The sequence below is a fragment of the Sphingomonas sp. EU05-FHT14C10 genome, assembly GCF_058790595.1.
The window spans coordinates 111,728-128,484 of record NZ_JBYTEN010000010.1 but is presented as its reverse complement, the minus strand read 5'-3'; the positions used below and the strand labels follow the sequence as shown (position 1 = coordinate 128,484).

Here is a 16,757-nt window from a genome sequence, read left to right as displayed (position 1 = left end):
ATCCCCCACCCGGCCTCCCATCCAGGATACACTCTGTGGGAGGCCGGGTGGGGGAGCGGGCCGGCGCCGCAGGATCGCTAAGCCCCATGCGGTTTCTGGTTTGCCGTCGCGGCGCGATACTGGCCCTGCACCGCCAGCATCCAGCCGGGATATTCGGGCGTGGGCGCGCCGGCGGCGTCGAGGCTGGCCAGCTCGTCGGCGGTCAGCTCGATCCCGGCGGCCGCCAGATTGTCCTCGAGCTGGTCGATGCGCTTGGCGCCGACGATCACGCTGGTCACCGCGCGCTGGTGCAGCAGCCAGGACAGCGCGATCTGCGCGACCGAGACGCCGCGCGCCGTGGCGATGGGATCGAGTGCGTCGAGCACGCGGGCGCCGATCGTCGGGTCCACCGGCGGGAAGGGGCGCACATCGCGGCGGCCGTCGCCCGCGCCGTCGCGATATTTGCCCGACAGATAGCCGCCGGCGAGCGGGCTCCAGACGAGGATGCCGAGGCCTTCGGACTTCACCATCGGCACGATCTCACGCTCGAGATCGCGGCCGGCGACCGAATAATAGGATTGGGTGGTCTCGAAGCGCTCAAGCCCCAGCCGTTCGGAAATGCCGAGCGCCTTGGCGATTTGCCAGGCCTGCCAGTTCGAGACGCCGATATAGCGGACATGACCCTGGCGAACGAGGTCGTCGAGCGCGCGCAGCGTCTCCTCGATCGGGGTCAGCGCGTCCCAGCCGTGGATCTGGTAGAGGTCGATATGATCGGTGCCGAGGCGCTTCAGGCTCGCCTTGACCTGATCCATGATGTGATGGCGCGAAGCGCCGCGATCATTGGGGCCGGCGCCCATCGTGCCGAACACCTTGGTCGCGAGCACGACGTCTTCGCGGCGCAGGCCGAGATTACGGATCGCCTGCCCGGTCATCTCTTCCGACAGGCCTTCCGAATAGACGTTGGCGGTGTCGATGAAATTGACCCCGGCGTCGAAGGCGGTGCGGACGAGCGCATCGACATCCTTCTGACCGACCCCGCCCATATATTCGAAGAAACCCTTGCCGCCGAACGTCATGGTGCCGAGGCAAAGCTCGGAGACGTACAGCCCGGTGGTGCCGAGACGATTATAGCGCATGTGGAAGCTCCCTTGGGTCAGGAGGATGCAGGACGCCGGTCGGGCGCCGGCCGCGCCGAGATGGGCGGCGGCTCCGCGAGCCGCAAGGCGGCCACGCAAAAAATGCCGCGAACGGCCCGGCGATCAGGGGCGCGTCTGCCCCGTGCCGCGCACCAGCCATTTATAGGTGGTGAGGCCTTCGAGCGCGACGGGGCCGCGCGCGTGGAGGCGGCCGGTGGCGATACCGATTTCCGCGCCCAGCCCGAACTCGCCGCCATCGGCGAACTGGGTGGAGGCGTTCAGCATCACGATCGCGCTGTCGACCTCGGCAAGGAAGCGCTCGGCCGCTGCTTCGTCGCGCGTCAGGATCGCATCGGTATGCCCCGATCCGTGCGCGGCGATGTGCGCGAGCGCGGCGTCGATCCCGTCGACCATCCCGACCGTGCAGATCGCGTCGAGATATTCGGTGTCCCAATCCTCGTCGCTCGCGGGGGTGACGCGCGGATCGATCGCGCGGATGCGATCGTCGCCGCGCAGCGCGCAGCCGGCGTCGGCGAGCACCGCGATCAGCGATGCGGGATCGGGATAGGCGGCGTCGATCAGCAGCGTTTCCATCGATCCGCAGACGCCGGTGCGGCGCATCTTGGCGTTGACGACGATCTCCGCCGCAAGCGCCGGATCGGCATCGGCATGGACGTAGATATGGTTCATGCCGTCGAGATGCGCGAGCACGGGGACGCGCGCCTCGGCCTGGACGCGCGCAACGAGGCCCTTGCCGCCGCGCGGGATGATGAGGTCGATCGCCCCGTCCGCGCCGGCGAGCATCGCGCCGACCGCCGCGCGATCGGCGATGGGAACGAGCTGGATCGCGTCGGCGGGAAGCCCGGCGCTTTCGAGGCCGCGCACCATCGCGCCGTGGATCGCGGCGCTGCTCGCCGCCGAATCGGTGCCGCCCCGCAGGATCACCGCATTGCCCGAGCGCAGGCAGAGCGCGCCGGCGTCCGCAGTGACGTTGGGCCGGCTTTCGTAGACGATGCCGATCACGCCGATCGGCACGCGAACGCGCTGGAGCCGGAGGCCGTTGGGGCGATCGGCCTCGTCGATGATGTTGCCGACAGGAGAGGGCAGCAGCGCGACGGCCGCGACACCGTCGGCGATCGCCGCGACGCGCTTCTCATCGAGCATCAGCCGGTCGAGCATCGCGGAGGACAGGCCCGAGGCGCGTCCGCGTTCCATGTCCCCGGCATTGGCGGCGAGGATCGCCGCGCTGTCGGCGCGGATCGCATCGGCGGCGGCGAGCAGCGCAGCCTCGGTCCGCGCCGGCGCGGTGCGCGCGAGCACAGCCGCCGCCTTGCGCGCGCGGCGACCCATGTCGGCGATCAGGCCGGGGACCGAGGTGGAATCCATCTTCATCGCGCGTCCCTCTACCATGCGATTGCACGAATGAAACTGGTCAGCACGCCCGATGCTTTGCTAGGTTCGCCTTATGACGGGGGAAATTGGCGCAGCCGGGGATCTGGTGACGGGCGGTCTGCTCGCGAACGCGGTCGAGCGGCCGGCGAACGGGCATGGGCCGCATGGCGGCAAATGCCTCAATTGCGAGACCGAGCTGGTCGGCGAGTTCTGCTATCATTGCGGGCAGCCTGCGCATCTTCACCGGTCGCTTGCCGCGATCTGGCACGATCTGGCGCATGGCGTGCTCCATTTCGAAGGCAAGATCTGGCGCACGTTGCCGATGCTGCTGCTCAAGCCCGGGCAGCTGACGCGCCGCTATATCCATGGCCAGCGCGCGCGCTTCGTCTCGCCGATGGCGCTGTTCCTCTTCTCGGTCTTCCTGATGTTCGCGGTCATCCAGGCGATCGGTGCGCATCTGGAGACGGGGCATCTCGATCCGCAGGCGCAGCACGAGGCGCAGGGGGATATCGACAAGGAACTGGCCAAGCTGAAGGCCGCCGGGGTGAAGCTGGATGTCGAACGCGCGGCCGCCATCACCGCCGGCAAGCCGACCGCGGAGCTCGATGCGCGGATTCGCGAGATCAATCAGGAAATCACGGCCAACCGCACGGGGGCGGCCTTTGTCGGCATCGGCAATGCCGCGTCGGGGGCAGGGCGCTTCACTGATATCAAGACAGGCTGGCCCGCGCTCGACAAGGGGATCGAGAAGGCGAACGAGAACCCCAATCTCGCGCTCTACAAGGTGCAGACCAGCGCCTATAAATTCTCTTGGGCGCTGATCCCGATCTCGGTGCCCTTCGTGTGGCTGATGTTCGCCTGGCGGTGGCGCTACAAGGTCTATGACCACGCGATCTTCGTGATCTATTCCCTGTCCTTCGCGACGCTGCTCGCGGTGGGGCTGACCATCACCTACAAGATCGGCGTGGCGCCGGGGCTGCTCTGGTCAATCTTCATCTTCGGCATGCCGGCGCACATGTATGTGCAGCTGCGCGGCGCCTATCGGCTCGGCTGGTTCAACGCCATGCTGCGGACGATGGCGCTGGCCACCTTCTCGCTGGTGGCGGCGGTGATCTTCATGCTGCTGCTGCTCGCGCTGGGCGTGCTCGGCTAGGGTTTGATAAAGCCCGGCTGGACCGGCTGCTAACGCTGCAGCGCGTCCGGCTTCAGCGGCGCGATGCGGATGCGGCCTTCCTTCAAGAAGGGGGCGAGGATCGTGTCGATCCGGCGTGCGCGCACCGAACCGACCGCGAGATTGAAGGCGCAGTTGGCGATCACGTCGGCGATCTGGACGCCGGGGGAGCGCTTGCTGTCCGCCGTCGCCGCCGTGCCGCACGGGCCGAGCAGCGCGGCGATATCCGCGCGCACGCCGGCCATGCGCGTCTGGTCGTAGCGGCCGTCGTCGATCACCACCTGCGCGCAGCCGCCGCTTTCGGGAAGCAGCGTGCTGACCGTCTGTTCGAGCAGCGCGACGTAGAGCTGGAGGTCGATGATGCCGTCGGGAAGCGCCGGCCGCCTGGCCTCGGTAACGACGGCGCGGCCGCCATAGCGATCGAGCATCTCGAGGACGAGCGCGCGCTCGACGAGCGAAATGCGGCTGCCTTTCAGCTCACCCGAAAGCCCGGTGACTGCCTTGAAGCGCGTGACCAGCGCCTCGGCTGCATCGGGGGCGATCGCCACCGCAGCGAAGGTCATCGCACCGGCGGACAGGCCGCCGCTCTCGTCGCACCAGATGTTCACGCGCGCCGGGGCGGCGGGCCGGTCAGGCTCCCTGCGGAGCCGGACCGCCGAGACCGCCCTTGGGACGGCGCGTCTTGGGGATCGAGCTGCCGCCGCTGACGATCGGCGCCGGGCGATTGCGATCGCCCTCATTGCGGCCGATATCCTCGCCGGCGATCGCGCGCTTGGCTTCGTCGCCGGTCAGCGTCTCATATTCGAGCAGCGCTTCGGTCAGGCGGTGAAGCTCGTGCAGATTGTCGGTCAGCACCTTGCGCGCGGTCGCCTCGGCTTCCTCGATCAGCGCGCGGACTTCCTGATCGATCAGGCGGGCCGTTTCCTCCGACACATTCTGCGAGCGCGCGACCGAATGGCCGAGGAAAATCTCGTCCTGATTGTCGCGGTAGCGCAGCCAGCCGAGCTTCTCGCTCATGCCATATTCCATGACCATCGAACGGGCCATGTCGGTGGCCTGCTGGATGTCGTTGGAGGCGCCGGTGTTGAGCTCGTCCTTGCCGTAGATGATCTGCTCGGCGATGCGGCCGCCGAAGCAGAGCGCGAGGCGCGCCTTCATCTGCTTCATCGACATCGAGAAGCGGTCGCGCTCCGGCAGGTTCCAGGTCACGCCCAGCGCACGGCCGCGCGGGATGATCGTCACCTTGTGGAGCGGGTCGCAACCGGGGACGTGGAGCGAGACGAGGGCGTGGCCGCTCTCATGATAGGCAGTGGCCTTCTTCTCGTCTTCGGTCATCACCATCGAGCGGCGTTCGGCGCCCATCAGCACCTTGTCCTTGGCTTCCTCGAACTCGAGCATCGCGACGAGACGCTTGCCCTTGCGCGCGGCGGTCAGCGCAGCCTCGTTGACGAGGTTGGCGAGATCGGCGCCCGAGAAGCCCGGCGTGCCGCGCGCGATGGTGCGCGAATCGACGTCGGGGGCCAGCGGAACCTTCTTCATATGGACTTCGAGGATCTTCTCGCGGCCCTCGATATCGGGGCGCGGCACGACGATCTGGCGGTCGAAGCGGCCCGGACGCAGCAGCGCCGGATCGAGCACGTCGGGCCGGTTGGTCGCGGCGATGATGATGATGCCCTCGTTGGCCTCGAAGCCGTCCATCTCGACGAGGAGCTGGTTGAGCGTCTGTTCGCGCTCGTCATTGCCGTTGCCGAGCCCGGCGCCGCGATGGCGGCCGACGGCGTCGATTTCGTCGATGAAGACGATGCACGGCGCGTTCTTCTTCGCCTGCTCGAACATGTCGCGCACGCGGGACGCGCCGACGCCGACGAACATCTCGACGAAGTCCGAACCCGAAATTGTGAAGAAAGGCACATTCGCCTCACCAGCGACGGCGCGGGCGAGCAGCGTCTTGCCGGTGCCGGGGCTGCCGACGAGCAGCGCGCCCTTCGGGATCTTGCCGCCGAGGCGTGCGAACTTGCTCGGATCCTTCAGGAAGTCGACGATCTCCTGAAGCTCCTCACGCGATTCGTCGATGCCGGCGACGTCGTCGAAGGTGACGCGACCGTGCTTCTCCGTGAGCATCTTGGCCTTGGACTTGCCGAAACCCATCGCGCCGCTGCCCGTGCCTTTCTGCATCTGGCGCAGCACGAAGAAGGCGATGCCGAGGATCAGGATGAAAGGCAGCGACTGGTAGAGCAGGATCTGCCAGAAGGCCGGTTCGTCCTTGGGCTGCGCCGAGAATTTCACATTCTTGGCGATGAGGCGGTCGATCAACTGGGGATCGTTGGGCGCCATCGTGCGGAAGGTGGAATCGTTGGTCAGCTTGCCCGTGATCATGTCGGGCGAGATGGCGACTTCCTTCACCGAACCCTCGTCGACGCGCTGGACGAATTCGGAATAGGGGATGCCGTCGGCAGCGGTGGTCCGCGCGCGGCTGTCGAACATCGACACGAAGAGGATGAGCGCCACCACGACGCCGAGCCAGATCAGCAGGCTCTTCATCCAGGGGTTGCCGTCCGAATCCTTGTTGTCGTTCATTCTCGCTCTCGCTCTGTCGCCACGAATGTAGGCGCGCGGCGGTTAATGGACAATGGCCGGGGGTTAATGATCGCCCCGGCGCGGGGGGGCGGGGGCAAAGGTCCAGCGCTCGCCGGGCGTGGCCTTGACCCCGCCGAGCGTCGCTGCTTGCCCGGATTCGAGGCGGGCGAGCAGCGTGGCGAGCGCCGGACCATCCGTTATCACACTGAAATCAGAAAGAATTTGCGCAACTGCGCGACGACGGATCTCGCGCGGGAGGCCGGCATGATCCAGCGCCATGCCGCCGGCCTGCTGTTCGATCCGGCCTTCGATCACGCGGCGCGTCACCCAGTCGAGCGCGGCTTCCGAATCGGCGAGATGAGCCGCCGATGCGGCGATGCGCAGCGGATCGAGCAGGGGATTCGCGGCGAGCAGCGCGCGGATCGCGGTGCGATCGTGCCGGGCGTCGCGATTCGCGGGATCGTCGACGGGCGGGAGGCCCGCCTCGGCGACGATCGCGACCAGCTCGGCCTTGCGCCAGCCAAGCAGCGGGCGGACGAGGCGCAGACCGGGGCGCAGCCAGCGCGCGGCGCGGACACCCGCCAGCCCGGCAAGCCCGGCGCCCCGGTTGAGGCGCATCAGCAGTGTCTCGGCCTGATCGTCGGCATGGTGCGCAGTGGCGAGGCGCCCGATGCCGTGCGCGGCACACCAGTCGGCGAGCGCGGCATAGCGGGCATCGCGCGCGGCGGCCTGCATCCCTTCGCCGGATTCGGCGACCGAGACGGGCAGGATATGGTGCTCGACGCCGAGCCCGGCGCAGATGGCGGCGACGCCGGCTGCCTCGGCGGCGGCTTCGGGGCGGAGACCGTGATCGATCGTCGCGGCGATCAGCGGTCCCGGATGCGCGGCGCGTGCGAGGAGAAGAAGCGCGAGGCTGTCCGGCCCGCCAGAGACGGCGACCGCGAGCCGATCGACGGGGGCAATACCCAGCCGGATGAGCTCGGCGGCGAAGCGCGACGATTGCTCCTCCCCCACCCCGGGGGAGGCCGGCGTCACGGGCATTTGGCGGCCTTGCGCCCTTCGGCCACCTGAGCCTTGAGCGATGCCGGCGCGGTCGCGCCATAGACCTCGCTAAACTCCTCATAGACCTTGCAGGCGTCGGCCGGCTTCTTGAGCCGGGTCAGCGACACGCCGAGCCAGTAGAGGCTTTCGGATGCGCGCTCGCCGCGCGGCATCTTCTGATAATTGTCGTAGAAGGCGACCGAGGCGAGCGCGGGCTTGCCTTCGTCGAGATAGGCGCGGCCGAGCAGGTTCTGCGCATAGCTGGCGCGTTTGCTGTCGGGATATTTGGCGACGACGGTTTTGAACGCCGTCTCGGCCTCGGGATAGAGCTTCGCCTGCCAGAGCCGGTAGCCATAGACATAACCGTCCTCTGCCGGATCGCCCGTCGCGGGACGCTCGATCGCCTCGACCGCCGCATTGCGCGCCGGGGTCCTGGGCGGGGTGGCGACGGGGCTGGTCGGGCGCGCGGGCGGCGGGGTCACGCCGGCGCCGGCGGCAGGTGCAGGGCCGGTAGTGGGCGCGCCGGTGCCCGGACCGCCGCCGGGTGCCGGGGCAGCGGCGCCCTCGAGCGCTTTCAGCCGGGCATCATAATCGGCGGTCAGCTTCTTCAGCTGCGCGTCGAGCTGGCGCAGCTTATAGCTATTCTCCTCATTCTGCCCGGTGACCGTCGCGAGCTGCGATTCGAGCGAGGAGACGCGCGCGGTGAGATCGGCGAGCGGCGAGGTGGCGGGCATGCCGGGCGAATCGGGCGCGGCGGTCTGCGGCGCGATTTCGGGCTCCAGAATGGTGCCGCCGTCGGGGAAGACCTTCCTCTGAACGGCGCGCATCTCCTTCTCCAGCTTGTTGACGCGCGGGGTCAGCGTGTCGGTCTGCGCCGCCGCGGGAAGCGCGAGGACGGACGAGGCGAGAAGGAGGGCGGTGAGGCTTTTGCGCATTTACAGGTCCGGATGTCGTCGGAGGAATAGGGCTGCATAGCCCGCGCGAAGGGCGTTTGTCGAAGACCTGTCGCGCTTTCGTCGGCGGGGCGCGGCGAAAGCGCGGCGATCAGGGCGTCGGCGAACCGACGGGCGCGGGCGATGGAGCGGCCGGTGCGGTGGCCGTGGGCGTCGCAGCCGGCGGACGCGCGGCGAGCGCGGCGGCGCTGATCCCGACCTTGTCGATCGTCTGGTCTGGCGTGCCCAGCGGCGGCACGGCGACGCCGCCGACGGTGATCGCTACCGCCTGCGGCCGGCCAGTGCGGATCACCGGCGCGTTGGCGTCGGCGGGAAGCTCGTAGCGTTCGCCGGGCTGCATTTCCTTTTCGAACAGGCGCTTGCCCGTCGCATCGGTGATGCGCAGCCAGACGGTGTCGGTCGCGGTCAGCACGACCGGGCCGGTCGCCGGCGGTGCAGGAGCAGGCGTCGCAGCGGGGGCGGGCTTTGCGGCTTCTTCAGCCGGCGCCTCGACCGTGGTGGTGATGGTCGGCGCAGGGCCGTTCAGCCAGTTGGTCCGCCACACCGCATAGCCTGCGACCACCAGCAGCGCGACGATCGCCGCCGTCCAGGCGAAGATGCGGGGCGGCACCCGCGCCGGATCGGCGGGCTCGAACGCGACATATTCGGAGCGCTCATGCCCCTGTTCGCTGATCTGCTGGCGCACCTGCGCAGCCACTGCGACTTCATCCAGCCCGACCGCGCGGGCATAGGCGCGCGCGAAACCGATGCCATAGGTCGGCGAGGGCAGCGCATCGAACCGATCCTGCTCGATCGAATCGAGATGACGCTGTGCAATCCGCGTGCGCGCGGCGACATCGGCCAGATCGAGCCCGGCCGCTTCCCGCCCTGCCTTAAGTCTTACCCCCACCGAACCCGCAGACGGGCCGGCTTCTTGTTCCGAAATCTCGGCCATGTCCCTCTCCCGGGGAGTGCGCTGCGCCCAATGTGCCCATGACACGCGAGCGAAGCTGCAAAGTCAACCGAGAAGCCTGTCGGAAATCCTTGATTCCGCGATCAGGCGATTTCGACGCCGTTGGCGCTGGCCCATTCGGTCATCGCGGCGCGCATGTCGGCGGGCGGATGATCGAGCCACAAATCGATCTTCTCGCGCAACGGCGCGAGATCGAGCGAGCGGATCATCGCCTTGATCGGGCCGACCGCCGCCGGGGTGATCGACAGGCGATCGATCCCGATGCCGAGCAAAGCCATCGCCTCGAGGCTGCGCCCGCCCATCTCGCCGCAGACAGTGGTCGGCACTTGCGCCGCCGCCGACTGGCGCGAGACCCGGCGCAGGAAGCGCAGGATCGCAGGCGACAGCCAGTCATAACGATCGGCGAGCTTGGGATGGGCGCGATCGGCGGCGAACAGAAACTGGGTCAGATCATTGGTGCCGATCGACAGGAAATCGAGCCTGGGCAGCAGCAGATCGAGCGTCTCGGCCAGCGCCGGCACTTCGAGCATCGATCCATAGCGTATCTGCGCCGGCAGCATGCGATTGCGCGCGGCGAGCCATTTGCGCTGCGCCTCGAACAGCTGCTGCGCCTCGTCAAACTCCCAGGGTTCGGAAACCATCGGGAACATGACGTTGAGCGTCCTGCCCGCCGCCGCCTCGATCAGCGCGCGCGCCTGCGCTTTCATCAGCCCTTCGCGTTCGAGCGCGACGCGGATCGCGCGCCAGCCCATGGCGGGATTCTCCTCCTGCCCTTCATGGTCGACGCGCATATAGGGGAGCGCCTTGTCGCCGCCGATATCGACGGTGCGGAACACGACGGGGCGATCGCCCGCCGCCTCCAGCACTTCGCGGTACAGGCGTTGCTGGCGCTCGCGCTGCGGCATGGTCGCCGAGACGAGGAACTGGAATTCGGTGCGGAACAGACCGATGCCGTCGGCCCCGGTCAGGTCGAGCGCGGCGACGTCGTCGCGGAGCCCGGCGTTGACCATCAGCGTGATGCGCTTGCCGTCGCGCGTGACGGGCGGCTCGCTGCGCAGCGCGGCGAAGGCAGCGCGGCGCTTCTGGCCAAGGGCGAGCTTGTTCTCGAAACTTTCCTCGACCGTCGGGGTCGGGCGGACATAGGCGACGCCTTCGCTGCCATCGAGGAGCAGCGTATCGCCCTCGCCGATCATCCGGCGGACATCCTTGACGCGGCCAAGCACGGGCAGGCCCATGGCGCGCGCGACGATGGTGACGTGCGCGGTCAGCGATCCTTCCTCGAGGATCACGCCTTTCAGCCGCCGCCGGTCATATTCGAGCAGTTCGGCGGGGCCGAGGTTGCGCGCGATGAGGATCGTATCCTGCCTGAGCCCCATCTGCGCAGCAGTGCCGAGCTGACCCGAGACGATGCGGAGCAGGCGGTTGGAGAGATCCTCCAGATCGTGCATCCGGTCGGCGAGCAGCGGATCGTCGATCTGGCGCATCCGCATCCGGGTGCGCTGCTGGACGCGCTCGATCGCCGCCTCGGCGGTCAGCCCGCTGTCGATCGCCTCGTTGATCCGCCGGCTCCAGCCTTCGTCATAGGCGAACATCTTGTAGGTCTCGAGCACTTCCTCATGCTCGCCGCCGACGCCGAATTCGGCCTGGCTCGCCATGCGGTCGATGCCTTCGCGCATCTTGTCGAACGCCGAATAGACGCGGTGGCGCTCCGCCTCGATATCCTCGGCGACGACATGTTCGATATGCACGCGCGGCTGGTGATAGACGGCCTTGCCGCGCGCCATGCCCTCGACCAGCTTCTGGCCCGCAAGCCGGACCATCTGGGTATTGTTGACCTGGCCGCGGACCGCGCGCTGCTCGTCGACCAGCCCGGCATTGGCGATCATCTCCGACAGCACCATGGCGACGGTCTGGAGCGCTTCGATCTCGACCTCGTCATAGCGGCGCGGATCGCTGTGCTGGACGCAAAGCACGCCTACCGCTTCCTCGCGCCGGACGATCGGCACGCCGGCGAAGCTGTGGAACAGCTCCTCGCCCGTCTCGGGCTTGTAGGCGAAATCGGGGTGCGCGGCGGCTTCGTCGAGGTTGAGCGTCTCGACATTCTCGGCGATCGATCCGACGAGGCCCTCGCCGAGCGCGAGCTTGGTGACGTGGACCGCCTCCTGCTTCAGCCCTCGCGTCGCGAATAGTTCGAGCACGCCGTCGCGCAGCAGGTAGATCGAGCAGACCTCGCTATCGAGTGCTTCGCCGATGATGTTGACGACCTGCGCCAGCTTCGCCTGCGGATTGGTCCGCGCCGCCATCACGTCGTGAAGGCGGGTGAGAATCTCGCGGGCGGCGGATGCGGCGCTGACAGGCATAAGATGCTGCTAACAGAGACGGGGCCGCCAGTCTGCCCCCTACGCCCGGGCAGATGCACCATTCTGGTTTGCTGTGCTAAAGTTGCGTTTGCCGGGCTGGCCCGGCATCCCGGGCATGAAAAAAGGGGCGTCCCTACGGACGCCCCTCATTCCATTACTTGCTTCGCGATCAGGCGGCGAAGGCGACGCTCTGGCGGCGGCGCATGGCCACGCCCGCGAGGCCGAAGCCCGAGATCAGCATTGCCCAGGTCGCCGGTTCCGGCACGCCCGGAGGCGGCGCGGCGGTGAAGGTGATCGAGCTGAGCTTGAAGCCGTCCGAATTGCGATCGGGGTTGGCGAACGAAGCGCCGATCAGCCAGACATTGCCGAACTTGCCCGCCGAGTTGAGCGCCGTGCTGTAGTTCGGGCTGGTGTTGCCCGAGACGACCCAGTCATTGGCCAGCAGCGTCGCGAAGACCGGGTTGGCGGTCGAGATTGCGGTGGTGGCCGGAGCCGGCGACGCGAAGAGGTTGGCGGTCGCGTAGCTGACCGTCGCGTCGTTATCGTTCGGGCCGCTTGCCACGTCGTAGGGCGTGAGCACCGCAGAGCTGATGTTCACGGCCTTGTCGAACACGAGGAGGACGAAGTCCTTCTGGCTGACATTGTCGATGGTGTGCGAGTTGTTGCTGGCGCCGTTGCCTTCGGACGGGTTGGTCACGCCAAGCCCGCTGCTGTAATAGCCCAGAAAGGACTTAACGAGCGTATTGCTCGAATTATAGCTCCACGCGGTCGCCTGGAGATTGATGCCGCTGGCCGAGAAGACGCGGACGTTGCCGTCGGTGCCGTCGGTCGAGCTGTTGCCGCCGGTGAACGAGATCGTCGCGGCCGAAGCCGGCGTGGCGGCAGCCAGCGCGGCACCAGCGACAAGCGCGGACAGAAGAATGGAACGAGTCATGCCTACCCCCAACAAAGAAAACGATGCGATGCGACCCCGCATTCTGTTCTCAGCCTGTGCAAGCACTCTGCCATTTCCGCGTCGGCCCGCAAATCCCTTATTTCGGATGGTTAACGAACCAAAACGGGACATGGTTAATGGAAAGTAATCCGACAGTGAAATCTATCCCCTTGGTATCAAAGGGGTTGCTTCGGTTGCGCCAGAAACATCCATTTTAGTTCAAAATAGCTCTCAGGCGCGCGCGTCGAGCGCCGATTCGGCCTGTTCCATCAATCCGGCGATGATCGCCGCGACCGGCTCTTCGGCCTTGACCATGCCGACCGACTGTCCGGCCATCACCGATCCATTCTCGACATCGCCGTCGATCACCGCGCGGCGCAGCGCGCCCGCCCAATAATGCTCGATCTGGAGCTGGGCCTCGGCCATCTCGACCTTGCCCTCGTCGAGCGCCTGCGCGACTTCGCGCTGCTTGGCGGTGAACAGCTCGGTCGATGCATTCTTGAGCGCGCGGACCGGGATGACGGGCAGGCGCGGGTCGATCTGCACGCTGGCGATCGCCTCGCGCGCGGAGGCGCGGATGAAGGCTTTCTTGAACGCAGGATGCGCGATGCTCTCGGTCGCGCAGACGAAGCGCGTGCCGAGCTGGACGCCCGCCGCGCCCATTTCGAGATAGCCGGCGATGGCTTCCCCGCGCCCGATGCCGCCGGCGACGAAGACCGGCACCTGATCGGCGATCTCGGGCAGGATTTCCTGCGCGAGCACGCTCGTCGAGACCGGGCCGATATGGCCGCCGGCCTCCATCCCCTCGATGACGAGCGCGTCGACACCCGAGCGGATCAGCTTCTTCGCCAGCGGGAGCGCGGGGGCGAAGCAGATCACCTTCGCGCCGGTCGCCTTGATCGCATCGAGGCTGCCCGCCGGGGGCAGGCCGCCTGCCAGTACGACATGGCCGACGCCATGTTTGCCGCACACCGCGATCAGATCGATCAGCTGTGGATGCATGGTAATGAGGTTCACGCCGAAGGGCTTCGCGGTCAGCGTCTTGGCACCGGCAATCTCGGCATCGAGCAGTTCGGGCGTCATCGCGCCGCAGGCGATCACGCCGAAGCCGCCGGCGTTGGAGATGGCGGCGACCAGGTGGCGCTCGGAAACCCAGGACATCGCGCCGCCGAGGATCGCGAAATCGCAACCGAGGAAGGCCGCGCCGCGCGCCATCAGGCGGGCAGTGGCGGGATAGGCGACGCTCAAGCCGCGTCCTCCTCCGCATCGAGGCCATAGGCGGTGTGCAGCACGCGCACCGCCAGTTCGGTATAATCCTCCTCGATCAGCACCGAGACCTTGATCTCCGAGGTGGTGATCGCCTGGATGTTGATGCCGCGATCGCCGAGCGTGCGGAACATGGTCGCGGCGACGCCGGCGTGGCTGCGCATGCCGACGCCGACGATCGAAATCTTCGACACCTTGGTATCGTGCACGACCTGCTCATAGCCGATGGCGTCCTTCGCCTTGTCGAGCACGTCGAGCGTGCGGGCGAGCTCCGAGCTGGGCACGGTGAAGGTCACGTCAGTCGAACCCGTCGAATGCGCGATATTCTGCACGATCATGTCGACGTTGATGTTCGCTTCGGCGAGCGGATTGAAGATCGACGCCACCGCGCCCGGACGGTCGGGAACCGCCGTCAGCGTGATCTTCGCCTCATTCTTGTCGTGGGCGATGCCGGTGATCAGATGGCTTTCCATGTCGCTGTCCTCGATCTCGTCGTCGCTGACGATCATTGTTCCGGGAATGGGGTTGTCGGTGGGTTCGTCGAAGGAGGAGAGCACCTGAACGCGCACGCCTTCCTTCATCGCCAGCCCGACCGAGCGGGTCTGGAGCACCTTGGCCCCAACGCTCGCCAGTTCGAGCATTTCTTCGTAGGTGACTTTCTTGAGCTTGCGCGCGCGGGGCACGATGCGCGGGTCGGTGGTGTAAACGCCGTCGACGTCGGTATAGATGTCGCAGCGATCGGCCTTGAGCGCGGCGGCGACCGCGACCGCCGAGGTATCCGATCCGCCGCGACCCAGCGTCGAGACGCGATCGTCGGAGCCGAGGCCCTGGAAGCCGGGGATGACCGCGACTTCGCCTTCGGCCATCGCCGCGCGCAGCGCTTCGGTATCGATATCGATGATGCGCGCCGAGGCATGGGCATCGGTGGTGCGAATGGGAAGCTGCCAGCCCAGCCAGCTGCGCGCCTTCACGCCCAGCGCCTGAAGCGCGATCGCGAGCAGGCCGCTCGTCACCTGTTCGCCCGAGGCGACGACGACGTCATATTCTCGCGGATCGTAGAGCGACGAGGCTTCGCGGCAGAAATTGACGAGCCGGTCGGTCTCGCCCGCCATTGCGGAGACGACGACGGCGACCTGATTGCCGGCCTCGACCTCGCGTTTCACGCGACGCGCCACGTTCCGAATACGCTCGGTCCCCGCCATCGAGGTGCCGCCGAACTTCATCACGATAAGCGCCATGGTCGTACCGCTATTCCTTGCCGATCCCCGGAAGCCCGTGCCATCCGGGCGCGGCCCTGATAGGGATCGCGAATCATGAACGCAAGCACGCCAGCAACCACGGTCGATCCGCGCGAAGCCGCGCATTTCGGGGCTCTCGCGGAGGATTGGTGGAACCCGCGCGGTTCCTCCGCCATGCTCCACAAGCTGAATCCGGTGCGCCTCGGCTACATACGCGCGGCGATCGACCGGCATTGGGAACTGGACGCGCATCAGCGCCGGCCGCTGACCGGGCGGCGCGCGGTCGACGTCGGTTGCGGCGCCGGGCTGCTGTGCGAGCCGCTCAGCCGGCTGGGCGCGGTGGTGACCGGGATCGATCCCGCACCCGAAAGCATCGCGGCGGCGAAGGCGCATGCGGCGGGACAGGGGCTGGCGATCGACTATCGCGCGGGTAGCGTCGACCAGCTTGGCGACGGTCGCTTCGACCTCGTCGTCTCGATGGAAGTCGTCGAGCATGTCAGCGATCCCGCCGCCTTCATCGCGGCGCTGGCGGGCGCGGTGGCCGAGGACGGGCTGATGATCCTTTCCACTCCCAATCGCACCGCGCTGTCGCGGCTGGCGATGATCACGCTTGCCGAAGGGCTGGGGCAGATCCCCAAGGGCACGCATGACTGGGACCGCTTCCTGACCCCCGAGGAGCTGACCGCGCTGGTCGAGGCGGCGGGGATGAAGGTCGTCGACGTGACCGGGCTTGGCTTCTCGCCGACCAAGGGCTTCGCGCTCGGCGACGACAGGAAGCTCAACTATCTGCTGACTGCGGTGCGGGCGTGACGGGGCCGCGCATCGTATCGTTGCTGCCGAGCGCCACCGAGGTGGCGGTGGCCTTGGGCTTCGAGCAGAATCTTGTCGGCCGGTCGCACGAGTGCGACTTTCCGCCGGCGGTGAGCGACCTGCCCGTCTGCACCGCGACGAAGCTGGAGAAGGGGCTGTCCTCGGGCGCGATCGACCGGCGCGTGCAGGAAATCGTGCAGCAGGGGCTGTCGGTCTATGAAGTGCATGCCGCGCTGCTCAAGGATCTCAGGCCCGACGTGATCCTGACGCAGACGCAGTGCGCGATCTGCGCGGTGACGCCCGACGATCTCAGCGACGCGCTCAACAGCTGGGTGGGCGATGCTCCGGCGCTCGTCTCGCTCGCGCCCGACGATCTCGACGACGTGTGGGGCGATTTCCGCAGCGTGGGCGCTGCGCTGGCCATCGATCCCGAACCGGTGATCGCGGGGCTCAAGGCGCGGCTCGACGATCTCAGCCGGCGCGTCTCCGGGTTCGGGCGTCCGCGCGTCGCGGCGATCGAATGGATCGAGCCGCTGATGGGCGCGGGCAACTGGATTCCCGAGCTGATCGGGATCGCCGGTGGCGAGAGCTTGCTGGCGACGCCGGGCGAACATTCGCCCTGGGTCGATTTCGAGGCGCTCGTCACGGCCGATCCCGACGTGATCGTGCTGATGCCGTGCGGTTTCCAGATTCCCCAGACGATCGCCGACCTGCCGCCGCTGACCGGGCGCCCGGGATGGCGCGATCTGCGTGCGGTGCGCGAAGGGCGTGTCTATGCCGCCGATGGGCATCATTTCTTCAACCGCCCCGGCCCGCGTCTGGTCGAATCGGCCGAGATACTGGCCGAGCTGATCCACGACGGGAAAATCGCGCCTACGCATCAGGGACGGGGCTGGGTGCGGGTCGAGGCGGGCTGATCGCGATGCGCGTTTCGGGGAGCGCGCGCGG

At 67.5% G+C, this 16,757-nt stretch carries 14 protein-coding genes; 3 read left to right on the top strand and 11 right to left on the bottom strand.

What is annotated here, in order from left to right; all coding sequences use genetic code 11:
• Window positions 1–77 precede the first annotated feature (77 nt).
• The gene (locus AC3WT0_RS11925; protein ID WP_492753731.1) at window positions 78–1,115 is read right to left on the bottom strand and encodes an aldo/keto reductase; all 1,038 of its coding nucleotides are present in this window, start codon (window positions 1,113–1,115) and stop codon (window positions 78–80) included.
• 123 nt (window positions 1,116–1,238) lie between these two features.
• Window positions 1,239–2,507 (bottom strand): glutamate-5-semialdehyde dehydrogenase, encoded by a 1,269-nt coding sequence (locus tag AC3WT0_RS11920; protein ID WP_492753730.1) that lies wholly within the window; start codon window positions 2,505–2,507, stop codon window positions 1,239–1,241.
• 73 nt (window positions 2,508–2,580) lie between these two features.
• On the opposite strand from AC3WT0_RS11920, the gene AC3WT0_RS11915 reads away from it, so the two are divergent.
• Window positions 2,581–3,660 (top strand): DUF3667 domain-containing protein, encoded by a 1,080-nt coding sequence (locus AC3WT0_RS11915; RefSeq protein ID WP_492753729.1) that lies wholly within the window; start codon window positions 2,581–2,583, stop codon window positions 3,658–3,660.
• Window positions 3,661–3,689: 29 nt separating this feature from the next.
• Here the strand turns inward: AC3WT0_RS11915 and AC3WT0_RS11910 are convergent, their stop codons facing one another.
• From AC3WT0_RS11910 to AC3WT0_RS11870, 9 genes are all read right to left on the bottom strand, one after another.
• Window positions 3,690–4,286, bottom strand: a complete 597-nt coding sequence (locus AC3WT0_RS11910; protein WP_492753728.1) for a DUF3800 domain-containing protein — start codon at window positions 4,284–4,286, stop codon at window positions 3,690–3,692.
• A 22-nt stretch (window positions 4,287–4,308) separates the two neighbouring features.
• Window positions 4,309–6,255: an ATP-dependent zinc metalloprotease FtsH gene (ftsH, locus tag AC3WT0_RS11905; RefSeq protein ID WP_492753727.1), complete on the bottom strand. Its 1,947-nt coding sequence runs from the start codon at window positions 6,253–6,255 to the stop codon at window positions 4,309–4,311.
• 63 nt (window positions 6,256–6,318) lie between these two features.
• Complete coding sequence (gene tilS / locus AC3WT0_RS11900; RefSeq protein WP_492753726.1) at window positions 6,319–7,296, bottom strand: tRNA lysidine(34) synthetase TilS; 978 nt, start codon at window positions 7,294–7,296, stop codon at window positions 6,319–6,321.
• Window positions 7,287–8,231: a YbgF trimerization domain-containing protein gene (locus AC3WT0_RS11895; RefSeq protein ID WP_492753725.1), complete on the bottom strand. Its 945-nt coding sequence runs from the start codon at window positions 8,229–8,231 to the stop codon at window positions 7,287–7,289. The genes tilS and AC3WT0_RS11895 overlap by 10 nt, the downstream gene beginning before the upstream one ends.
• Before the next feature lie 109 nt (window positions 8,232–8,340).
• On the bottom strand, window positions 8,341–9,183 hold the full coding sequence (locus AC3WT0_RS11890) for a helix-turn-helix domain-containing protein (RefSeq protein WP_492753724.1): 843 nt from the start codon (window positions 9,181–9,183) through the stop codon (window positions 8,341–8,343).
• Between the two features lie 101 nt (window positions 9,184–9,284).
• A complete protein-coding gene (gene ptsP / locus AC3WT0_RS11885; protein WP_492753723.1) occupies window positions 9,285–11,561 on the bottom strand; it encodes a phosphoenolpyruvate--protein phosphotransferase in 2,277 nt (758 codons plus the stop codon).
• 169 nt (window positions 11,562–11,730) lie between these two features.
• Window positions 11,731–12,495, bottom strand: coding sequence for a PEPxxWA-CTERM sorting domain-containing protein (locus AC3WT0_RS11880; protein WP_492753722.1), 765 nt, complete (start codon window positions 12,493–12,495; stop codon window positions 11,731–11,733).
• A 231-nt stretch (window positions 12,496–12,726) separates the two neighbouring features.
• Window positions 12,727–13,710: an NAD(P)H-dependent flavin oxidoreductase gene (locus tag AC3WT0_RS11875; RefSeq protein WP_492753734.1), complete on the bottom strand. Its 984-nt coding sequence runs from the start codon at window positions 13,708–13,710 to the stop codon at window positions 12,727–12,729.
• 29 nt (window positions 13,711–13,739) lie between these two features.
• On the bottom strand, window positions 13,740–14,999 hold the full coding sequence (locus AC3WT0_RS11870; protein ID WP_492753721.1) for an aspartate kinase: 1,260 nt from the start codon (window positions 14,997–14,999) through the stop codon (window positions 13,740–13,742).
• A 75-nt stretch (window positions 15,000–15,074) separates the two neighbouring features.
• Between AC3WT0_RS11870 and ubiG the strand changes: the two genes are divergently transcribed.
• Both ubiG and AC3WT0_RS11860 read left to right on the top strand, forming a co-directional pair.
• Window positions 15,075–15,809 carry a bifunctional 2-polyprenyl-6-hydroxyphenol methylase/3-demethylubiquinol 3-O-methyltransferase UbiG gene (gene ubiG, locus AC3WT0_RS11865; RefSeq protein ID WP_492753720.1) on the top strand — a complete coding sequence of 245 codons (735 nt, stop codon included), beginning with the start codon at window positions 15,075–15,077 and terminating at the stop codon, window positions 15,807–15,809.
• A complete protein-coding gene (locus AC3WT0_RS11860; protein WP_492753719.1) occupies window positions 15,806–16,726 on the top strand; it encodes an ABC transporter substrate-binding protein in 921 nt (306 codons plus the stop codon). Before ubiG ends, AC3WT0_RS11860 begins: the two co-directional genes overlap by 4 nt.
• The last annotated feature ends 31 nt before the right edge of the window (window positions 16,727–16,757 follow it).